Source organism: Paenibacillus sp. FSL L8-0333, assembly GCF_037965665.1.
Lineage (GTDB): Bacteria > Bacillota > Bacilli > Paenibacillales > Paenibacillaceae > Paenibacillus_AQ > Paenibacillus_AQ odorifer.
Genome location: NZ_CP150186.1, coordinates 5711167 through 5729341, shown reverse-complemented (window position 1 = coordinate 5729341; position 18175 = coordinate 5711167). Strand labels below are relative to the sequence as shown.

Here is an 18175-nt window from a genome sequence, read left to right as displayed (position 1 = left end):
GCTCCAGCATAATAAGCCTGTATCTTACATCATGTATACGCTTCCATTCATAGGCGTAGTCATCCGTACCAACAAAACAGTATTGGGGGAGGATTCAGGCGTGAAAAGAAGATTATCAATATTCATGGTGGCGCTTTTACTATCATCCTTATTCTTGAATGTGCTTGAGGCGGGTATACCACGGGCCGCAGCGGATGCCGCAGGAGTTCCAGTGTACTATGATCCCACAAAAAGTGTGGAGGAGCGCACTGCGGATCTATTATCCCGAATGACGCTGGAAGAGAAGATTGGGCAGATGGTTCAAGCAGAAAGAGCTGCCGTCACTCCTGAGGAGGTACAGAAATATGCTCTTGGCTCTGTACTCAGCGGGGGAGGCTCATTCCCTAACGGAAAAGAAAGTGACAGTACCCGCGATAACTGGAGAGACTTGATAGATAGCTATCAGGATGGTGCATTGTCTACCAGATTAGGCATTCCGCTGCTCTATGGGGTGGATGCGGTACATGGACATAACAATGTCAAAGGCGCAACGCTTTTTCCGCATAATATTGGCCTAGGGGCTGCTAATGATCCCGCATTGACTGAGCTTATTGGTGCAGCTGCTGCTAAGGAAGTAGCCGCAACAGGAGCGAACTGGACATTTGCCCCAACGATAGCTTCCCCTCATAATGCAAGATGGGGTAGAACCTATGAAGGTTTTAGTGATAAACAGGATATTTCAGCAGAACTAGGTGCGGCTTATGTGTTTGGTCTGCAAGGACGGACTGCTGCTGCATTGGCAGGGACAGATACAATCACGGCAACTGCAAAACATTATCTAGGTGAAGGTTATACGGATAATGGTGTAAATCAAGGCAACATCACTAAATATACCGAGCAAGAGATCATGGATAAGGATTTGAAAATTTATAAAGCAGCTGTAGACGCAGGGGTGCAGACGGTTATGGCCTCCTATCACAGCATCCAAGGTCTTAAAATGCATGCCCATAAACATTTACTGACCGATGTTTTGAAGGGTGACAAGAAAAATGGCGGGCTTGGCTTTACCGGTTTCGTGATTTCGGATTATAACGCTGTGCAGCAAATCACAGTGGATAGCGAGGGCAAAGCAGTTAGCGGGTTGAAGAACCAGCTGTATGTGTCCGTAAACGCCGGAGTCGATATGTTCATGATGCCGACCGTTTGGAAGGATACGATTAAGTACATCACAGAACTTGTAGGCGAAGGTAAAATTACTACTGAGCGCATAGATGATGCGGCAGAACGTATCCTGCATGTCAAAATCGCTTCAGGATTGTTCGAGCATCCCAAAAGCGAACCGGATCTGTTGAGTGCATTTGGCTCAGCAGAAAGCCGCAAATTAGCCCGCCAAGCTGTGGCGGAGTCGCTTGTTCTTTTGAAGAACGATGAGGTAAATGGAAGTCCAATTCTATCGCAATTAAGCGGGATGGATAAAATATTCGTAGCGGGTAAAAACGCTAATAATATCGGTAACCAAGCCGGTGGTTGGTCGATCACTTGGCAAGGGAAGTCGGGCAATATAACTGAAGGCACGACGATTCTCGAAGGGATAAAGGAGGCTGTTCCTGCTTCTACAACGGTCACATATAACCTTAATGGGCGTGGGGCTGCGGGTTATGATGCAGCGATCGCAGTTATCGGTGAGACACCTTACGCCGAGACCGATGGCGACCGGACCAGCTTGAATCTGGATGAGCAGGATCTGGCGACACTTGCGAATATACGTGCTGCTGATCCTAATATTCCGCTTATCGTTGTATTGGTGTCTGGACGTCCAATGACGATAGCCAGCCAAGTGGAAGATTGGGATGGGCTTGTGGCAGCTTGGCTACCAGGTACAGAGGGTGCTGGAGTAGCTGATGTGTTATTTGGTACTAAGGATTTTGTAGGCAAAAATCCAATTCGTTGGCCATTCGCTTTGAACAATTATCCGGCAGACAATAACAGTACTAATGTGTTGTTCAAAACAGGATATGGCTTGACCAAAAATGAGAAAACACCAAAGCTTCCAACTGCTCCTGTCGATCCGGAAGCTCCAGAGATTCCTTCACTGCCGGTTCCCGGCAAAATTGAGGCAGAGGACTTTTTGAACAAAAGCGCAGGACTGCAAACTGAAAATACGCAGGATATAGGTGGCGGTCTCGATGTCGGCTATACCTCGGCTGGACAGTGGCTCGAATATAACGTGAATGTGGAGCAAGCAGGTACGTATCAAGCCGATTTCCGCTATTCCGTTAATAGTGGCACTACAGGCATCAACATCAAATCAGCAGAGGGAACCAAGCTAGGAACATTAAGCGTGACCTCAACAGGTGGCTGGCAGAATTGGCAGACGAAAGCTGTAGAAAATGTTGTGTTTAAGAAGGCAGGATTGCAAAAGATCCGTCTGGAATTTACCGGTGGGGATATCAACCTGAACTGGGTGAGCTTCACTCGAACAGGTGATGTGCCTGTAGATCCATCAAATCCCGGAGATGGCGGGGAAAGCACTAAACATGTTATTAAGTCAGATGTAGTTAGCTCCTGGGTATCGAGTGAGCGAGATCCTTCCGATCGGAAATGGTATTATGCTGACCGTTATCAAGAGGGTGATTTGAAGCTGGAAGAGCAGGCGAAGCTGGATATTGTGGTTCCTGACGTGAAGGCAGGTACAGAGATCCATATTGATCCTGACCGGAAATATCAATCTATTCTAGGGATCGGTACCTCCATGGAGGAATCGACGGTTAATAATCTGGCGAAGATGTCTGCGGCGAAGCAGGAGGAATTGCTGCGGAAAATGATTGATCCTGTATCAGGGATCGGAATGAGTATGCTCCGGTTGACGATTGGGACGGCTGACTTTACAGATAAACAATTTTATACCTACGATGATATGCCTCCAGGACAAACCGACATTAATTTGGAGCATTTCTCCATCCAAAAGGACATTGACTACCATATCATCAGCACGGTTAAAAAAATTCAAAACATCAATCCGGACATTAAGTTTTTTGCCTCACCTTGGAGCCCGCCGGGTTGGATGAAGACTACAGACAGTATGATCAAAGGCCAAGTGAAGGATGAATATCTGCCTGTACTGGCCAAATATTATCTTAAATTCGTACAGGAGTACGAGAAGCTGGGAATTACCTTTGAAGGTCTGACCTTGCAGAATGAACCTTTGCTGGAAATTGAATATCCAAGCACCAAAATGCCGTGGGAGCAAGAAGCCCAGCTGGCTAAACTGCTGCGGAAGGAATTAGATGAACATGGTTTCAAAGACGTGAAGCTGTGGACATTTGATCATAATCCTGGTGACACGATGGCCTATCCAGCACAAATCCTAGGCAATCCTGAATTAGGTGCCTACGATGCGGTGGACGGAACTGCTTTTCATGATTATGGCGGTGACCTTGGTCTGATGACCCAGCTCCATAATCTCTATCCTGACAAAAATGTATATTTGACCGAACGCGCAGTCTGGGGTACCTCAGGCGCAGACCGCATTGCTCAATATTTCCGTAATTGGGCCCGCAGCTATAACTCCTGGGTAGCGATGCTGGACAGTGATATTGCCTCCCATCAGTGGACCGGAACGCCAGACCCAACCCCGATTGTGCAGGATTCGGGAGACCGTAACCATTACTGGCTGCTGCCAGAATATTATCTGATGGGCCAATTTACGAAATTCGTTAAACCGGGGTACGTGCGGATTGATAGTGACTACGGCTCAAGCAGCACTGTAACGAACGTAGCTTTTGCTAGTCCGGATGGAAAAGAGATTGTGACGGTAGTGATCAACCAGACGTCGGATCCACAGCCGTTCAAATTGCTAGTGGACGGTGCGCAAATTAGTGCTGTGCTGCCGGCGAAATCAGTGGGCACTTATAGCTGGGAACGTCTGAATGGTATACAGACGGTGCCGGGTGTAGTGAATGCTGTTGATTTTGAAGAAGCGCAAGGGGTTTACACTGTGAATGAGCAGGGTTATATTGGCGGGTTCTCGCCAGACGCCTCGTCCACCTTCGACTATGTGATTGATGTTAAAGAGAGCGGTGAATATTCACTTCAATTTAAGCATGCCGCTCAATTCAGCGATGGCGCCGGAAAATCGGTGGAGATTAGTGAAGATGGTAAGGTCATTGCTACGCTTCCAATTGTGCAGCAGACGGAGAGTATGACCGATTTTGCAGATTATCAATCCTTGATCTCTCTGAACAAGGGCATTCACAAGCTCACCTTGAAGACGAACGGGAACGGTTATAATATCCGTTCATTAGTTTTACGCCAAGCGCCTTCCGGATCACATGAGCTTCCTGGTGTGCTTCAAGGGCAAGACTACACGACAGCTTCAGGTGTATTAGTAACGGGTGGTGCAGTGGGTTATACTGACCCCGGCGATTGGGTGAAGTACAAGATTAATGTACCTGCCAGCGGTACCTACCCACTCCTGATCTCCTATGCTACTAATCAGGATGATGCAGAGCTGGAACTGCTGACGGGAGAGGATGGAGCAACGGTAACGGCAGCGACTTATGCTTTGACGAAGACGGGGGGATGGTCCAATTGGCAAATAGCTAATGGAACAGTAACCTTGCCTGCCGGGGAGCAGACGCTGACCATGAAGGTAAATGGAACAGGATTTCATCTGCAGTCGCTTACGATCGGACCCGGGCTTCAATCGGAGACTGCTTTGGTAGAAGGAAATGAGGAGGGTGCAGAAGTTATCGTCAAGCTAGTAAATGACAAATATGCACCTGACCTGGACACCGCTTATTGGTCTATTGAAGGTTACGAAGGTACGGTTGTGGATAGCGTATACCGGGTGGATGATTATACAGCGAAGGTCGTATTAGCGGGGACGCGAGCTATTGATTTCGACACTGATCGTACGCTTACGGTTACCGCTGATGTGTATCAGACAGAATCAAATCAGTCTTTTGGCAGCGTCCATGTTCTGAAATTGCCACTTATAGTTACAGCAATCAACGACGAAGAGAGCATTAGTCTTTCTCCGAGTACTCTTCCATATCAAGTGAACGGGAATGAATTGGTAGTCAGCCTTACAGGAGGGACATTTAATCCTGATGCCATTCAGAGCATTTCTGTCTCGGGCCCAGGTAAGGATCAGGGGCATGTAAGTATTGGGGCAGCTGCCTTACTTGACCCTACCCATGTGAAGCTGACGCTGGCATGGAATGATCATACCCCGTATTATAGTGATTTGCAGCTTACCGTGAATGTGCCTGCAAATGCTTATGCCGATTCAAGTGGTGGCGTGCTGCGTGCGGAGGTTAAGCTCTTAGGAACAACTAGTGCTACAGCACCTATAGAAGTCACAAGTTTGAACGCACTGGATCAATTCTACCAGCTGCAAGGTATCACAGTCAGCGGCCAAGGCAGTGGAGCGAAGCTGACCGGCATTGATGCTGGAGACAGCATTGATTACTGGGTAAATGTGCCGCAGGATGGAAACTATACTTTTACGCTTACCGTGACTTCCGCGAATGGTGCTCCTAAGGGCATTATTTATAAAACGGAGGATGGGAAGACATTAAGAACCGTTGATGTGCCGAATCTTTACTCGCAAACCGTTGGCATACGCACCGTTCTTCAATTGAAGGCTGGTGAACAGAAGCTGCGCCTGCAAGCTGGATCAGCAGGATACGAGCTTAGTGGTATTAAAATAGAACCTTATACTGAAGTAATCATGGATGGCACTGGTTCTTTGAAAGTGGAAGCCGAGAATTATTACGATGCTACACCCAATGGAATTCAGAGTACCATGACTGGCGATGTGCTGGATTTTAGAAATGTCGGGTTTACCGTTGCAGGTGGTTCTATGGATTATATGCTTGATATTACTGAAGCCGGATTTTATAAAATCGTATATCGGTATGCTACAGCACAAGGCGGAGTAAGCACTACGCTATCTGTAAATGGTACAAAACTCTCGACAGTGCCTATGCCTACTACAGGTGGCTGGTCGAATTACACGCTGGCGAGTGGTGTCGTACAACTTGCGCAAGGAAAACAGGTAGTACGGATGAACTTCAATAATGACGGTGCCAATCTAGATTGGTTCACGCTTGAACGGACGGAAGAAGGAGAGCAGCCGATTCATTCAAAGACTTCCTTACCTGTTTCTTCTTTGAAACCGGGAGCTTACAGCGGATTACAAACGATCAGCCTTACTACAGCGACATCAGGAGCAGAGATTCATTACACAACCGATGGGTCGTTGCCTACAGCAGACAGTCCACTTTATACCGGAACTATTGACGCAGCAGGAGTCACAGTTCTTCGTACGATAGCGGTAAAAGAGGGCATGGAGAACAGTTTTGTAGCTCCATTCACGTATGTGATCAGCGGAGCGGTTGATATGAAGACGGTGTCAGCACCGCAGGCTGATCCTGCCGGGGGAACTTATACAGGGCAGGTTGCTGTGAAGTTAACTACAGCTACAGCTGGAGCGTCTATTCACTACACGTTGGATGGCACTGTACCTACAGCAGCCAGCGAACTGTATAGTGGAGTGATTTATGTAGGCAAGAGCAAGACGATTAAGGCGATTGCTGTAAAAGAGGGCTGGAAGCCAAGTGATATTTCCAGTTTTGAATATATCGTTTCTGCGGATAAACCTGAACCAACACCAACACCTACACCAACAGCAACGCCTGAACCAACCCCAAGTCCAACCTCTGAACCGACTACTCAGCCAACGACAGCACCAACTTCCGGAAGCGGGGGTACCTCAGGTGGTGGCAACAGCGGAACAACAGGGGGGGATTCAAGCGGAAATGCAGGCAGTGTAACAGGCAGCACCATCCTTACAGCAGCACCAGTGCTGAACAGTAATACCGGTGCGGCAAGAGCAAGTATAGACCTGGAAAGCTTGAAAAAGGCTGCTACAGCAGGCTTAAGTGGAGCAACTTCAGCGGTTACTGTTGATATACCGGCAGTAGCTAAAGCTAAGGGTTATGAGCTGCAATTGCCAAACGGTATAATCTTTGCAGATGATAAGACTTCATTGGTCGTTCATACTGAATTTGGTGTGCTGGAGCTGCCAGGTAGTCTGCTGAAACAAGCGGCAAAAGAGGCAGGAACCCCATGGGTAATTACGATAACCAAGGTGGATTCAGATTCTCGCCCAGAATTTAAACTGAGCGTAACTATCAATGGCAAGGAAGCCGTATGGAACAGTTCTGACATGCGGGTTAAGGTGTCCCTGCCGTATACTCCACAATCAGAAGAACGTGGTAAAGAAGGACATATAACGATTCATAGTCTGAATTCGTTGGGGATTCTAACGGTTGTTCCAAGTGGCAGATATAACGCTGCTACGGGGATGGTTTCCTTTACAGGAATTCTCTCTGGTACGTACAGTATCACCTTTACGGAGAAGACATTCCGGGATATCGGCAAATTTGAGTGGGCCCGCAATGCGATTGAGGTGCTTGGCTCTAAAGGCATCATCAACGGAATGACAGAGGATCAATTTGTGCCTCAAGCGGAAGTGAAGCGGGGAGATTTTGTGCTCCTGCTTATAAAAGCGTTTGGCTTGGAAGGAGATAGTGCAGAAAGCTTCACAGATGTGCAGCCTGGCGATTACAGATATGAAGCGTTGGCTATGGCGAAGCAGTTGGGGATCACCACTGGTCGTCCAGATGGAAGCTTTGATCCTAACGCTTCTGTTACGCGGCAGGAAATGATGACACTGGCTGCAAAAGCGATTGCAGCAGCCGGCAGACAGCTTCCAGCCGGCAACGGAGCTTCAATGTCCAGTTTCACGGATAGCCAGCAAGTATCAGCATTTGCACGTGACAGTGTGGCAGCACTAATACGTGCTGGCCTGATCAAGGGAGACGGCTTGCGGATTCATCCACAAGGTGTTACCACCCGTGCAGAGGCAGCGGTCTTGATCTACAACCTGTACAATCTGTAATACATCAGTTGTAAAGATACTTTAGCTTTTGGGCTGTCGCATCCGTAGATTTTCTACGTTTGCGACAGCCTTTTTTAGGTGTGGTTATTGGGTGAGTATCTAAGTTTAGAAGTTCGCATTAGCTAGATCTACATTAAGCCTGCAACTCCGCCGCCGATCATAATTATCCCCGGAGGCTTACGGACCCCGCAGACGTTATTTGCAAATATATAACCTTTATCGGGGAAATTCGGACACCAGTGGCGTTATTCCCTATGAAGAGGTTCATATTTGGGGTTTGGCATGCTAATAACGGCTTTGGGGTCCGTAAGTAAGTAAAATATGGGATTATACTGCCTTTAGGGTCAGGGGTGTCCGATAGCTGCTTTGTGCGGGCAAATGTGATCTGGGGTAACGAAGGTTGGTGCGGTTGGTGCTTAGACCAAGGTGGAATAAAAAAAGACGTGGACGTCACAGCAGCCATTATCATGACCTACTGGACACCCACGTCTATTGTAAAAAAAAGGGATTGAAAATAGGAAAGAGCTTAAAGCTCTCTCCCGAGACTGTCATTAATGGTTAGACAAAAAGTGAACGGCTGATGATAACCAGCAAGATAAAGAGAACCAGGATGGCGCCAGTGCTAGTGAATGGGCCACCTCCACAACATCCATATCCGCCTCTAACTTCTTCGCTCATGTTCATTCCCCTTTCGGTGTGTGTGTTGTACTTGAGTACATCGTATTGTATGTGCGGAGAGAGGGGCGTGTATAGGCCAATGTCGGAGTCGTGTACAAAAAAAATCAGCTCCATGAAAACGGAGCTGATTGTAAGCTATATAAAGTTCAGTTAGGCTTTTTCTAAATCGCGAACACCTGCGTATACAAGATCGAAAAGATCTTCGAGCTGTTCCTCTTCGATACATGAGAAGGCAATACGTAGATCAGTTTCACCCAAAGCAATAGTGCCTAGTCCGTAATTATGAATCAGGTGAAGCCGGAGCTCTTCAGCCGCAACTGTGTGCAGCTTCAGACACATAAAGTAACCGGAGTTAAAAGGATAATACGTCCATACATCCTCGCCGTATTTACCGCTATCGAGCAGTGCTTTTACTTTATTCGCACGGCCTTTCATGATCTGGAACTTCTCTTCCTTCTGTGCTTCGAATTCCGGCGACTTCAAGGCGTCTAGTACGAAGGTTTGCGAAGGATGCGCACCGCTGGAAATGGTGGCACGGATGATACCTAGTGTTTTTTGCTCCAATGCTGCCAGCAGGTCTTTGTCCTCCGAGGCATAAGTGATGAAACCCACACGGAAGCCCCAGACAAATTCTTCTTTGGTCGCACCGTCAATCTTGATTGGAAGCACACGAGGATGCAGATGAGCCAGTTTGCCGAACAGCGATTCTTTTAGTGAATCCTCAAAGAATAACCCGAAGTATGCATCATCACTTACAACAACAACGTTGATGCCTTCCTCAGCCGCACGAAGGATAGCTGCGACGATCTTATCGCCTTCCTTAATTCCTGGAGTATATCCGGTAGGATTGTTAGGGAAGTTCAGCAGCACAATCGCTTTGCCGCGTTCTTTTTGAGCGAGCAGCGCGTCTTCCAGACCTGCACTGTTGAAAGTCATTTCTTCTGTGAACAGCGGATAGTTAACGGTCTCCCCATGGCGGCGGATTCCGAAGGTTAATTCGTAGTTCTCCCAGTTCTTGTCCGGGTAGATAATCGCGTCACCTGGCTCTGCGAAGAGGTCAGCGACAATGCTAAGCCCGTGAGTCAGGGCATTGGTTACAACGGGATTGCTGATGGTTTTACCTTCTAGCGATGGATTTTCGCGCAGCATCTTTTCACGCCATACAGTACGCAGCTCTGGTTTACCTGCCGGAGGGGCGTAACTATAAAGATCCTTAGGACTGTAAGCGGAGAGTTTATCCTGAATGACGCCGAGGTGCATAGGTACGCCACCTTCAGTAGCAATACCGATAGTTGCGTTGTATTTCTTGGCGTGAGCTCCTGCTTCAGCGGATTGGCTCAGGATGCCCTCTTTTGGGAAGTAAATCTCTTTGCCAAGCGTAGAGAGCATATCATACACATGTTCATTTCCTGCTTTGATACTTTCGTTTAATTGTCCAGCTAGTGGATTCATCAGTTTCATCCTTCCAGGGTTCTTTGGGGATAACATACTGTTAACATTGCCTAACATTATATCACCGCCAATTGCAACCGTCACTTGGAAAGATACGATTTTTAAAAAATATCATTCGGCGTGGAAAGGGCAGTATTTTTTCATCATTTCTATCGTTTCTTCATCCCGTGGATTATTTCTTTCGGACAGGCCGGAAATGATGCCGGAGCGCTCTTCTTCTTTTAGGTTTTGCCCAAACTTAAACTTCGCAGTGATCTCCTCGGGGGTAATGCGCACAACGGCAACTCCCTTTAGACGGGGACGGTATCTAGGGTCCTCTGCATCGATGGAATCATACCCCCCCTCGGGCTGGAGCTTTTTCATAAATAAGGAGAGTACGCTGGCTTTTTCATTAATGTCTTCGACAGGTTCGGCTGTGCCGTAGGCGGTCACACTTTTAAAATAGGCGGTTGCAGGGCATGCCAGCTCGGGATCGCTAAAATAAGACGGGATAAGAGCATACTCATCCGCTACCGTAAAGCAGACCTTCTGCTGATTGCGGATCGACTTCATTTTGCCACCAGCATGACTGCCATGGAAATAGAAACAACTATCTGTATACACAAAATTCAGCGGTGTCACCCGCGGTTGCCCCTGTTCATCGCTTGTCCCGAGAAAACCAAAACTCATTCCGTTTAGAAAAGAGACCAATTCTTCCTCCTGATCTACTTTAAATTCTTTTCTGCGCATAGGGATCACGTCCTCTTTCTTTTTAGTCTAGAGCGTCTGCTCCAATGTAATTGTTCTTTAAAGAATAGTAGAGTGGTTGACAATTAAAAAGGACCAATTAAGATAGTTTTTAATGGACCACTTGCTGGTCAAGGAGGATAACGATGAATATCACGCTGGCATACGATCAATATCTGGCGATACACCGCTACAAATATTTAGCGTTATATCACGCGCTCCGCGCAGGAATATTGGAAGGAACACTTCCGGGAGGCACTCCGTTGCCGTCTACACGAAGTCTTGCTAAGCACTATGAGCTGTCGCGCGGATCGGTCTCGCAGGTGTATGAAATGTTGCTCGCTGATGGGTATGTAAGGACTGAAACGGGGCGGGGGACATTCGTATCGGAAGATAGCTTTGCTTCAGCTGCCAGTCGCAGTGACGGTGAGAATCAGGCTTTGGGTGAAGCCACAGATGCTGCTGGAGGAGATTGTGAAATCGAGACTACGATTCCTATTTCAGCATGGGGAAAGCGGCTGCTTGCGCGCCCGATACCCTTTTATGAAAAGAGTAATAAGAAAGCAGTGAGCTTCCAGAGTAGGGGTATGCGGATGGAACATTTTCCTTACTCCGAATGGCGCAGTGCGCTCTCTTATGCCGGAGGGAAGGAAGGTGGATTGCTGCAAAGCACTTGTCCACCTCAAGGCGATGAAGGACTTCGGAAAGCTATCGCTGCACATCTGCGGATTACCCGCGGGATTCGCGCGGATGCAGAGCATATCGTATTGTTCAGCGGTTCGATGCAAGGCATCGTTATTTTGACGCAGCTGCTGCTGGATGCAGGGGGCTCAGCGGTCGTAGAGGACCCGGGCTTTCACGGGATCCGGCGAGCCGTAGAGATCACTGGAGGCCGATTGCTGGCAGGGAAGCTGGATGGCAACGGCCTTATTCCGGAGGATTGGGATGCCCGGCTGTTGTTTGTTACGCCGAGCCGTCAATTTCCTACGGGTGTGGTACTGCCTTTGGAACGACGACGGACCTTGTTGGAATGGGCGCAGCGGCATAATGCAGTAATCATTGAAGATGATTATGACAGTGAGTTCCGTTGGGCTGGGCGTCCTATTGAGCCCTTAAAAGCACTGGATCGCGAAGAGCGGGTCGTGTATGTAGGCTCCTTTTCAAACACGATGTTTTCGGGCCTGCGGCTAGGCTTTGCAGTGCTTCCGCCCTCTCTGGTAAAGCCGACTATCGCCGCCAAGGCGCTATATGAGCCCTTGCCGGTAGGGCTGCTGGAGCAGCGTGCCTTGGCGCGGTTCATGAATACAGGCGGCTATGGCCGTCATCTGCGCCGGATGACACGCATCTATGGTGAACGCGGACGCATCCTCAGGACGCTGCTGTCGGAACGGCTTAAGGAGCTCTTCGAGCTGCTGCCTGGTGATGCGGGCTTGCATGTATATGCCCGCTGGCTGCGCAGCAGTGAAGAGTTTGTTGCTTTCCGAGCGGCAGCGCTTAGGCGCGACACGGATTTTAGAGATGCCGCGTTATATCAGCTATCACCGGGAGCACCGGCCGCTTGTTTTTCTTTTGCCCATCTGAATGCCGAGGAGCTGGAGGAAGGGATAACAAGCCTGCATCTGGCGTGGGAAGATGTACAAAATGCAACATGACAAGGTATGATAAAGAAGATGAAATGCAAAACTAAGCGAATACTTACGAATTTTGACGAAGAAACTCGGAGTAGATTAAGCTAAACAAAACTATATGGACGCTGCGAAGTCAGAGCAGATTTTGCTGACAATACTAAGCGAATGTTTACGAGGCAAGTTTTGCTAACAAAACAAAGCGGATGCTTACGAAGCAAGTTTTGCGAAGTGGTTCAAGGTAGTTTATGCTAACAAAACTTTTAGGAGGGAACGTTATGCTGCATGCATCGCCGTCCTCTTTTGTTATTTTACCGGCTCTGGCTAAGATTGTATGCGAGCCGGGCTGGAAATGGCAAAAAAGAGAGAAGTCGCTGCAAAATTATGATTTATTTTATGTATGGAGCGGGGAAGGGACGGTTGTGCGTAACGATGAACCCTTTCAAGTAGGTAAGGGAAGCTGCTTCCTTTTTCGTCCGGGTGACCATACTAGTGCTACACATAATCCGCAAAAGCCACTTGTACTTACATATATTCATTTTGATGTCTCCGAAGAGGTGACGGATATTCCGCTGCCCTATCGTGAGCTTACAGAAACCGTTGAATTTGAACATCTGCTTGCTAGGTACGTTCGACTATTTCTGGTGGATACTTACGCCGCTGAGGAAGAAGGGCAGCTTGTACTGAAGCAGCTGATGATTCATCTGCTGAGGGAGGACCGTGTGAAGCCAGTAGAACGTTATGTTAGCAACCATTTGACAGAAATCATTCACGAAATAGCGAACTATGTGAGCCAGCATCCGGGGATTGCACATCGTGTAGAGGATCTTGCTGCTCGTGCGGGGCTTTCGCCTCGGTACTTTTCAATTAAGTTTAAGGAGCTTACGGGCTCTTCTGTGCAGTCTTATGTCATCCGAGCCCGGATTGAGCGTGCGCAGCATTTACTGCTGTACGCAGGAATGAATGTTACTGAGGTCGCAGATGCGCTCGGATATCGTGACATTTTCTTTTTCAGCCGCCAGTTCAAGCAATATACCGGAAAAAGTCCATCTGAGATCCGCTGATTCACTTTTTTTGTTTCAGTTTGTTCAACCAAGGGTAAATACTTTGCAGTTTAGTTTACAGAGAATTTACATAACTTCTTGGAAGGAGACTCTTGGCATGATCATCAGACGCAGAATCTGCAACACGGATTGTAAGAGTGGAGGCGGAGGTATTTTTAGAAACCGCTTAAAACGGTTAAAGCAGGCGAACGCTTTTGTCGTGGACAGCTGGTTCTAAACGGAACAAGCAAGCATACAATCGCATGATATGACTAAAAATATAAATAGCCGGGGCCATGAGGCATCCGGTTTTTTTGTGTTGTTAGAAATTGATATATATAATGAACTTAAGTCGAAGACTAGAGTAACTGATGGACATTACATCGTGCCTCACGTTGTATTTTGTACAATGGGATTGAGTCTAAAAGCAGTCGGATTTGAATTCTGTTGCACATCTCACATTCAAATTCAGGAGAAGCAGCCTTTCTAGAGATCATCACGATAATCTATTGCGCGAAGTACAATGTAATGTATTTTCAAGTGAGAGTTAAGATTTTCTGTTGCACATTCTGCAATGAAGCGTAAGCTCATGTACCGCACTATCTACACGCCGTTCACGGTCCATGCACGCCTCATTCACGTACCTTTGAGGATGTTTAATTGGTCTAACTATGAGGTAGCGGTAGATATTTATTTCTACGATTGGGTTATTACTAAGGTGAGAGCTTTCCGCGATACGTTTCGCATAATGTTGTTCGTCGGTAGAATATATAAGGTCCATAGTTGGAAGGAGAGAGAGAAAATGTACGAAATCGTACTAATACGTCATGGTGAGAGCCAGTACAATGTACAGAATTTGTTCACAGGCTGGAGTGACCCGGATTTAACTGAGAAGGGTATCCAAGAGGCAAAGACTGCTGGCAAGCTGTTGAAGGACGCTGGGTATACATTTGATCTGGCTTTTGCTTCGGTACTCAAACGCTCGATTAAAACTCTTAACTATGTACTGGAAGAGATGGATTTGCTGTGGATACCCGTGCAAAAGTCTTGGAAATTGAATGAACGCCATTACGGGGCATTGCAGGGATTAAGTAAAAGCGAGACAGCGCTAAAATATGGAGATGAGCAGCTGCATATCTGGCGGCGGAGTTTATCGGTGAGACCCCCGTTGCTGGAGCTTGATGATCCTAGGTATGCCAGAAACGATATTCGCTACAGCGGTGTTCGTCCGGAAGATATCCCGCGTGGCGAGAGCCTGGAGGACACTGTACATCGTGTAGGCGATTTCTGGGGAAACCGGATCGTACCTCTTTTGCGTAAAAAAGAACGGGTGCTTATCTCAGCCCACGGCAATACGCTGCGTGCATTGATTAAATTTATGGAGGATATTGATGAAGCGGCATTGCTGGAGCTCAATATTCCTACCGGAGTACCGCTCGTGTACAAACTGGATGAGGACATGAATCCTATCAGTCGCTTTTATCTAGGAGATCCGGAACAGGTAGCGGCCAAGGCGCTTGATGTTGCTAAGCAGGGACATGTGTAATGGGCGTGTAATAAGCGTATAGGCGTAGCAGGTGTATTGAGTATAACGGGTGTACAGGTATAGTAAGCAAAACAGGCGGCGTAATAATCACATTAGGGCGTAGCAGGTTAATAAGCGTAACAGGCGTATTAGGTGGGTTACATGAAAAGATAAAAGGACAGCCTCGGGGCTGTCCTTTTTGCTATTAGTGTGTTTGTGACCAATCAAATGTGCGAAAATGGCGCGTATAAGGTCAGCTGGGTGCGAAAGCGTTGAATGTTAACCGTCGACCAACGCTCCGTAGATCCTCGACCAACGCTCCACTAGCCCTCAAATCCTCAACTAACTCTTGACCATCCCTCCACTAACTCTCGGCCAGCCCTTAACTAACTTTCGACCAACCTCGACCAACGCTCTAGCAAATGCTTACGGACTCAGCAGCCGCTATTTGCCCATTTATCGCCATTTGAGCGGAGTTTCGGACTCCAGCGCCGCTATTGCCTAAGAATCGACTCTAATAAGGCGTTTTTGGTGCCAATAGCTGCGGTGGAGTCCGATAGAATCGCAAATGTGTCAAAAATCCGCGTATAAGGTCAGCTGGGTCCGATAGCGCCGAGCGTTCACCTTCCACTAACGCTCGACCAGCCCTCCACTATCTCGACCAGCCCTCCACTATCTCGACCATCCTCAACTAACGCTCGACCAACCTCGACCAACGCTCTGCAAATGCTTACGGACTCAGCAGCCGCTATTTGCCCATTTATCGCCATTTGAGCGGAGTTTCGGACTCCAGCGCCGCTATTGCCTAAGATCTAGCGCAAATAAGGCGTTTTTGGTGCCAATAGCTGCGTTGGAGTCCGATAGAATCGCAAATGTGTGAAAAATCCGCGTATAAGGTCAGCTGGGTCCGATAGCTAACGATAGGTATACGATAGCTAGAGGGTTCGTGTCCGCAACTGTGCTCCACACTAAGTCTCAAAAAGAAGAGGGCACCCAGCAGCCATTTCATGGCTTTTGAGGCACCCTCTAATTTTTGACATTCGCCCAACTCTCCCTACAAAGGTCGATGCAACGTTCCCAGTAGTTCGCCCATTTTTACCTTCGAGTCGACCTCAAGCTTGGGTCTCGGGGTAAAGGTACCGCTTTCCGTGAGCAGCACTACGGTGGAGCCAAACTCAAAATAAGCCAGATCATCGCCTATTTGCCACTCGGCAGCCGTAGCATCCGTATAACGGATGCTGCTGACGTTCATTGCGCCTACCTTTACTACCGCGGTTTCCCCGTAACTCCCGGCAATATACGTAATGAGACGTTCGTTGCGGTTCAGGACACCCTTCATATGTCGCATTCCGAAATCGTTGACAGGATAGGCCCGTCCGCGAATATAATCGCTCTCCACCTTTTGTCCGGTAAGGGGAGAGTGAATCCGGTGATAATCGGTAGGACTCAAATAAAGAACGAAGAAAAAACCCTTCTTGTACAGCTCCAGATGCGGGGAGTGATTAAGGAGATCCTCGATCTTATAATCCTGCCCTTTTACATTCATAATCGTACCGGCGGTAATGTCACCCATAGCAGTAATCGTTGCGTCTACGGGACTAACCAAAGCGTCAGCATCGGTTGCAATAGGCCGCATGCCCGGCTTCAGCCGGCGGCTGAAAAACTCATTAAGAGTGAGATATTCTCCAGGATTTTTCTCCGCTTGAGCGGAGGGGATTTGATAAGTCTTAATAAATGCCGGGATAAGAAAACGGCTGATTCTACTATGAGAAAAAGATCCCATTAACCGTGAAAGCCACCGGTGTGAGGATAGCTCGGTCATCAGCCGTAGCAATTGTTTTACCATGCCCATCTCCCTTCCATAATGCAGCAGTACGGTTGTATACGGGTCGTCTCTGCTCTGCATTATATTGACATAGAATAGGAGACAAATCAATAACTGTTATATACCGTACTGTTCGTTTCTATTAAAAAACGCGCGTATCCCATAGGTCTGCGATAGCTGTCTTTCCAAATTTCCGTAAGGCCGGCTTTATGAAATCCGTAGCGTTGGTCGCGACCGTTACATTCTATGAAGAAGAGTCGTCCGTCCTTAGTAATGCCTATATCCAGTCCGATATCGGCCAGTCCGGGAAGGTCTTGCTCCAGACACCGTGCGATTGCAAGGCTAAGTATTTCGACAGACATACGGATGTGGGCCGCTGTGGATCTTGAAAAGGCTTTTTCTAGCGCCAAGGAGGAGCTTAACGCTTCTCCTCCGCGGGCTATATTGGAGACAAAGCCCCCTGGGGCAGCCAGTTTGGCGAAGAGCCCAGTGACCTGCCAATCTCCTCCCCAGCCGCGCTGAACGGTGACGCGTAGATCAAAGGGACGTCCTCCAATCTCAGCAAGGGGAATACGTTCTTGTACAAGATAAGGCACGGAGGTTAGGCGTGCGCGGAGCGCTTGTGGCAACGCCGCCTGATTTACGGGAATATTTCTCCAGCGCTGCATCGAGGGGGAGAGGTAGCTCAAGGTCCAACGCTGAGATCCCTTGCGGACCAGCCGCATGACCCCATTCCCTATACTTCCACGGCAAGGTTTAAGAATCAGATCGGGATAAAGATTCATCATTTCTTTTAGGCCTGAGACTCTCGTTGTTACGGGTAAATATTCGCGAAGCTCCGTATTTTTTTCAAGCAGCTGATGGATCTCATCTTTGCCGTATCGATTACATGTATTGAAAATCAGGGGATAGTGCTTCAACAGACGCTGCATCCCCGGGCTGTTTTTGCTGTATATTGCCCGGTTATGGATAACAGCAGGCGTAGGAACAACTACGCTTTTATATCCGTTGGCTCCCTTTATATAGGCGGCACTAAAGCCAGTGTCCGTATCGATGTCCGCGAGCTTCAGGAAGCAAGGGACTAAACCGTATGCCGCCGCGGCCTCTTCATAGTTGGATAGAGACTCCTGTCCTGTTTTTAGCCGGGGAACGCCCCGGTGCATATCGGCATTTAGTAATATTCCAACGAGCTTATGCCCCATGTTTGTTCCTCCTGTTTCATCGGTTACATGATCCCTGCTTTTTCTACTCTTGTCATAGTATGTTTGTACCCGCGTGTCAGGGTGGACGAATGCGCGAAGGCAGATGCCTTTTTTTATACATAATCTTATGAAGGCCTCTTCGCAAAAGGGT

Annotated in this window: 9 protein-coding genes; 4 read left to right on the top strand and 5 right to left on the bottom strand. The window is 48.0% G+C overall.

Translation table 11 applies throughout. The features are described 5' to 3' along the window. The first annotated feature begins 100 nt into the window (after positions 1 to 100). Positions 101 to 7948, top strand: coding sequence for a glycoside hydrolase family 3 N-terminal domain-containing protein (locus tag NYE72_RS25515; protein ID WP_339210718.1), 7848 nt, complete (start codon positions 101 to 103; stop codon positions 7946 to 7948). 558 nt (positions 7949 to 8506) lie between these two features. Here NYE72_RS25515 and NYE72_RS25510 read toward each other — a convergent pair. The 3 genes from NYE72_RS25510 to NYE72_RS25500 all read right to left on the bottom strand — a co-directional run bounded on the left by NYE72_RS25510 (position 8507) and on the right by NYE72_RS25500 (position 10807). Further along, positions 8507 to 8626 (bottom strand): YjcZ family sporulation protein, encoded by a 120-nt coding sequence (locus NYE72_RS25510; RefSeq protein WP_212592220.1) that lies wholly within the window; start codon positions 8624 to 8626, stop codon positions 8507 to 8509. Between the two features lie 150 nt (positions 8627 to 8776). Next, positions 8777 to 10078 (bottom strand): aminotransferase class I/II-fold pyridoxal phosphate-dependent enzyme, encoded by a 1302-nt coding sequence (locus NYE72_RS25505; RefSeq protein WP_076212747.1) that lies wholly within the window; start codon positions 10076 to 10078, stop codon positions 8777 to 8779. Positions 10079 to 10189: 111 nt separating this feature from the next. Beyond that, complete coding sequence (locus NYE72_RS25500; RefSeq protein ID WP_339210716.1) at positions 10190 to 10807, bottom strand: pyridoxamine 5'-phosphate oxidase family protein; 618 nt, start codon at positions 10805 to 10807, stop codon at positions 10190 to 10192. Between the two features lie 143 nt (positions 10808 to 10950). Between NYE72_RS25500 and NYE72_RS25495 the strand changes: the two genes are divergently transcribed. From NYE72_RS25495 to gpmA, 3 genes are all read left to right on the top strand, one after another. Continuing rightward, entirely contained in the window at positions 10951 to 12456 is a 1506-nt protein-coding gene (locus NYE72_RS25495) for a PLP-dependent aminotransferase family protein (protein WP_339210713.1), read from the top strand. A 251-nt stretch (positions 12457 to 12707) separates the two neighbouring features. Continuing rightward, a complete protein-coding gene (locus tag NYE72_RS25490; protein ID WP_036679782.1) occupies positions 12708 to 13493 on the top strand; it encodes an AraC family transcriptional regulator in 786 nt (261 codons plus the stop codon). A 781-nt stretch (positions 13494 to 14274) separates the two neighbouring features. Further along, entirely contained in the window at positions 14275 to 15018 is a 744-nt protein-coding gene (gene gpmA / locus NYE72_RS25485) for a 2,3-diphosphoglycerate-dependent phosphoglycerate mutase (RefSeq protein ID WP_036679780.1), read from the top strand. A gap of 1033 nt (positions 15019 to 16051) precedes the next feature. Here gpmA and asd read toward each other — a convergent pair. Further along, positions 16052 to 16843, bottom strand: a complete 792-nt coding sequence (gene asd / locus NYE72_RS25480; protein WP_038573164.1) for an archaetidylserine decarboxylase — start codon at positions 16841 to 16843, stop codon at positions 16052 to 16054. Positions 16844 to 16929: 86 nt separating this feature from the next. Next, entirely contained in the window at positions 16930 to 18024 is a 1095-nt protein-coding gene (locus NYE72_RS25475) for a YheC/YheD family protein (RefSeq protein WP_036679737.1), read from the bottom strand. Positions 18025 to 18175 lie beyond the last annotated feature (151 nt).

Excerpts from the sequence above, each read along its gene's own strand:
- NYE72_RS25510 (WP_212592220.1), bottom strand. The coding sequence starts at position 8,626 with ATGAGCGAAGAAGTTAGAGGCGGATATGGATGTTGTGGAGGTGGCCCA.
- NYE72_RS25490 (WP_036679782.1), top strand. The coding sequence starts at position 12,708 with ATGCTGCATGCATCGCCGTCCTCTTTTGTTATTTTACCGGCTCTGGCT.
- asd (WP_038573164.1), bottom strand. The coding sequence starts at position 16,843 with ATGGTAAAACAATTGCTACGGCTGATGACCGAGCTATCCTCACACCGG.
- NYE72_RS25505 (WP_076212747.1), bottom strand. The coding sequence starts at position 10,078 with ATGAATCCACTAGCTGGACAATTAAACGAAAGTATCAAAGCAGGAAAT.
- NYE72_RS25500 (WP_339210716.1), bottom strand. The coding sequence starts at position 10,807 with ATGCGCAGAAAAGAATTTAAAGTAGATCAGGAGGAAGAATTGGTCTCT.
- gpmA (WP_036679780.1), top strand. The coding sequence starts at position 14,275 with ATGTACGAAATCGTACTAATACGTCATGGTGAGAGCCAGTACAATGTA.
- NYE72_RS25495 (WP_339210713.1), top strand. The coding sequence starts at position 10,951 with ATGAATATCACGCTGGCATACGATCAATATCTGGCGATACACCGCTAC.
- NYE72_RS25475 (WP_036679737.1), bottom strand. The coding sequence starts at position 18,024 with ATGGGGCATAAGCTCGTTGGAATATTACTAAATGCCGATATGCACCGG.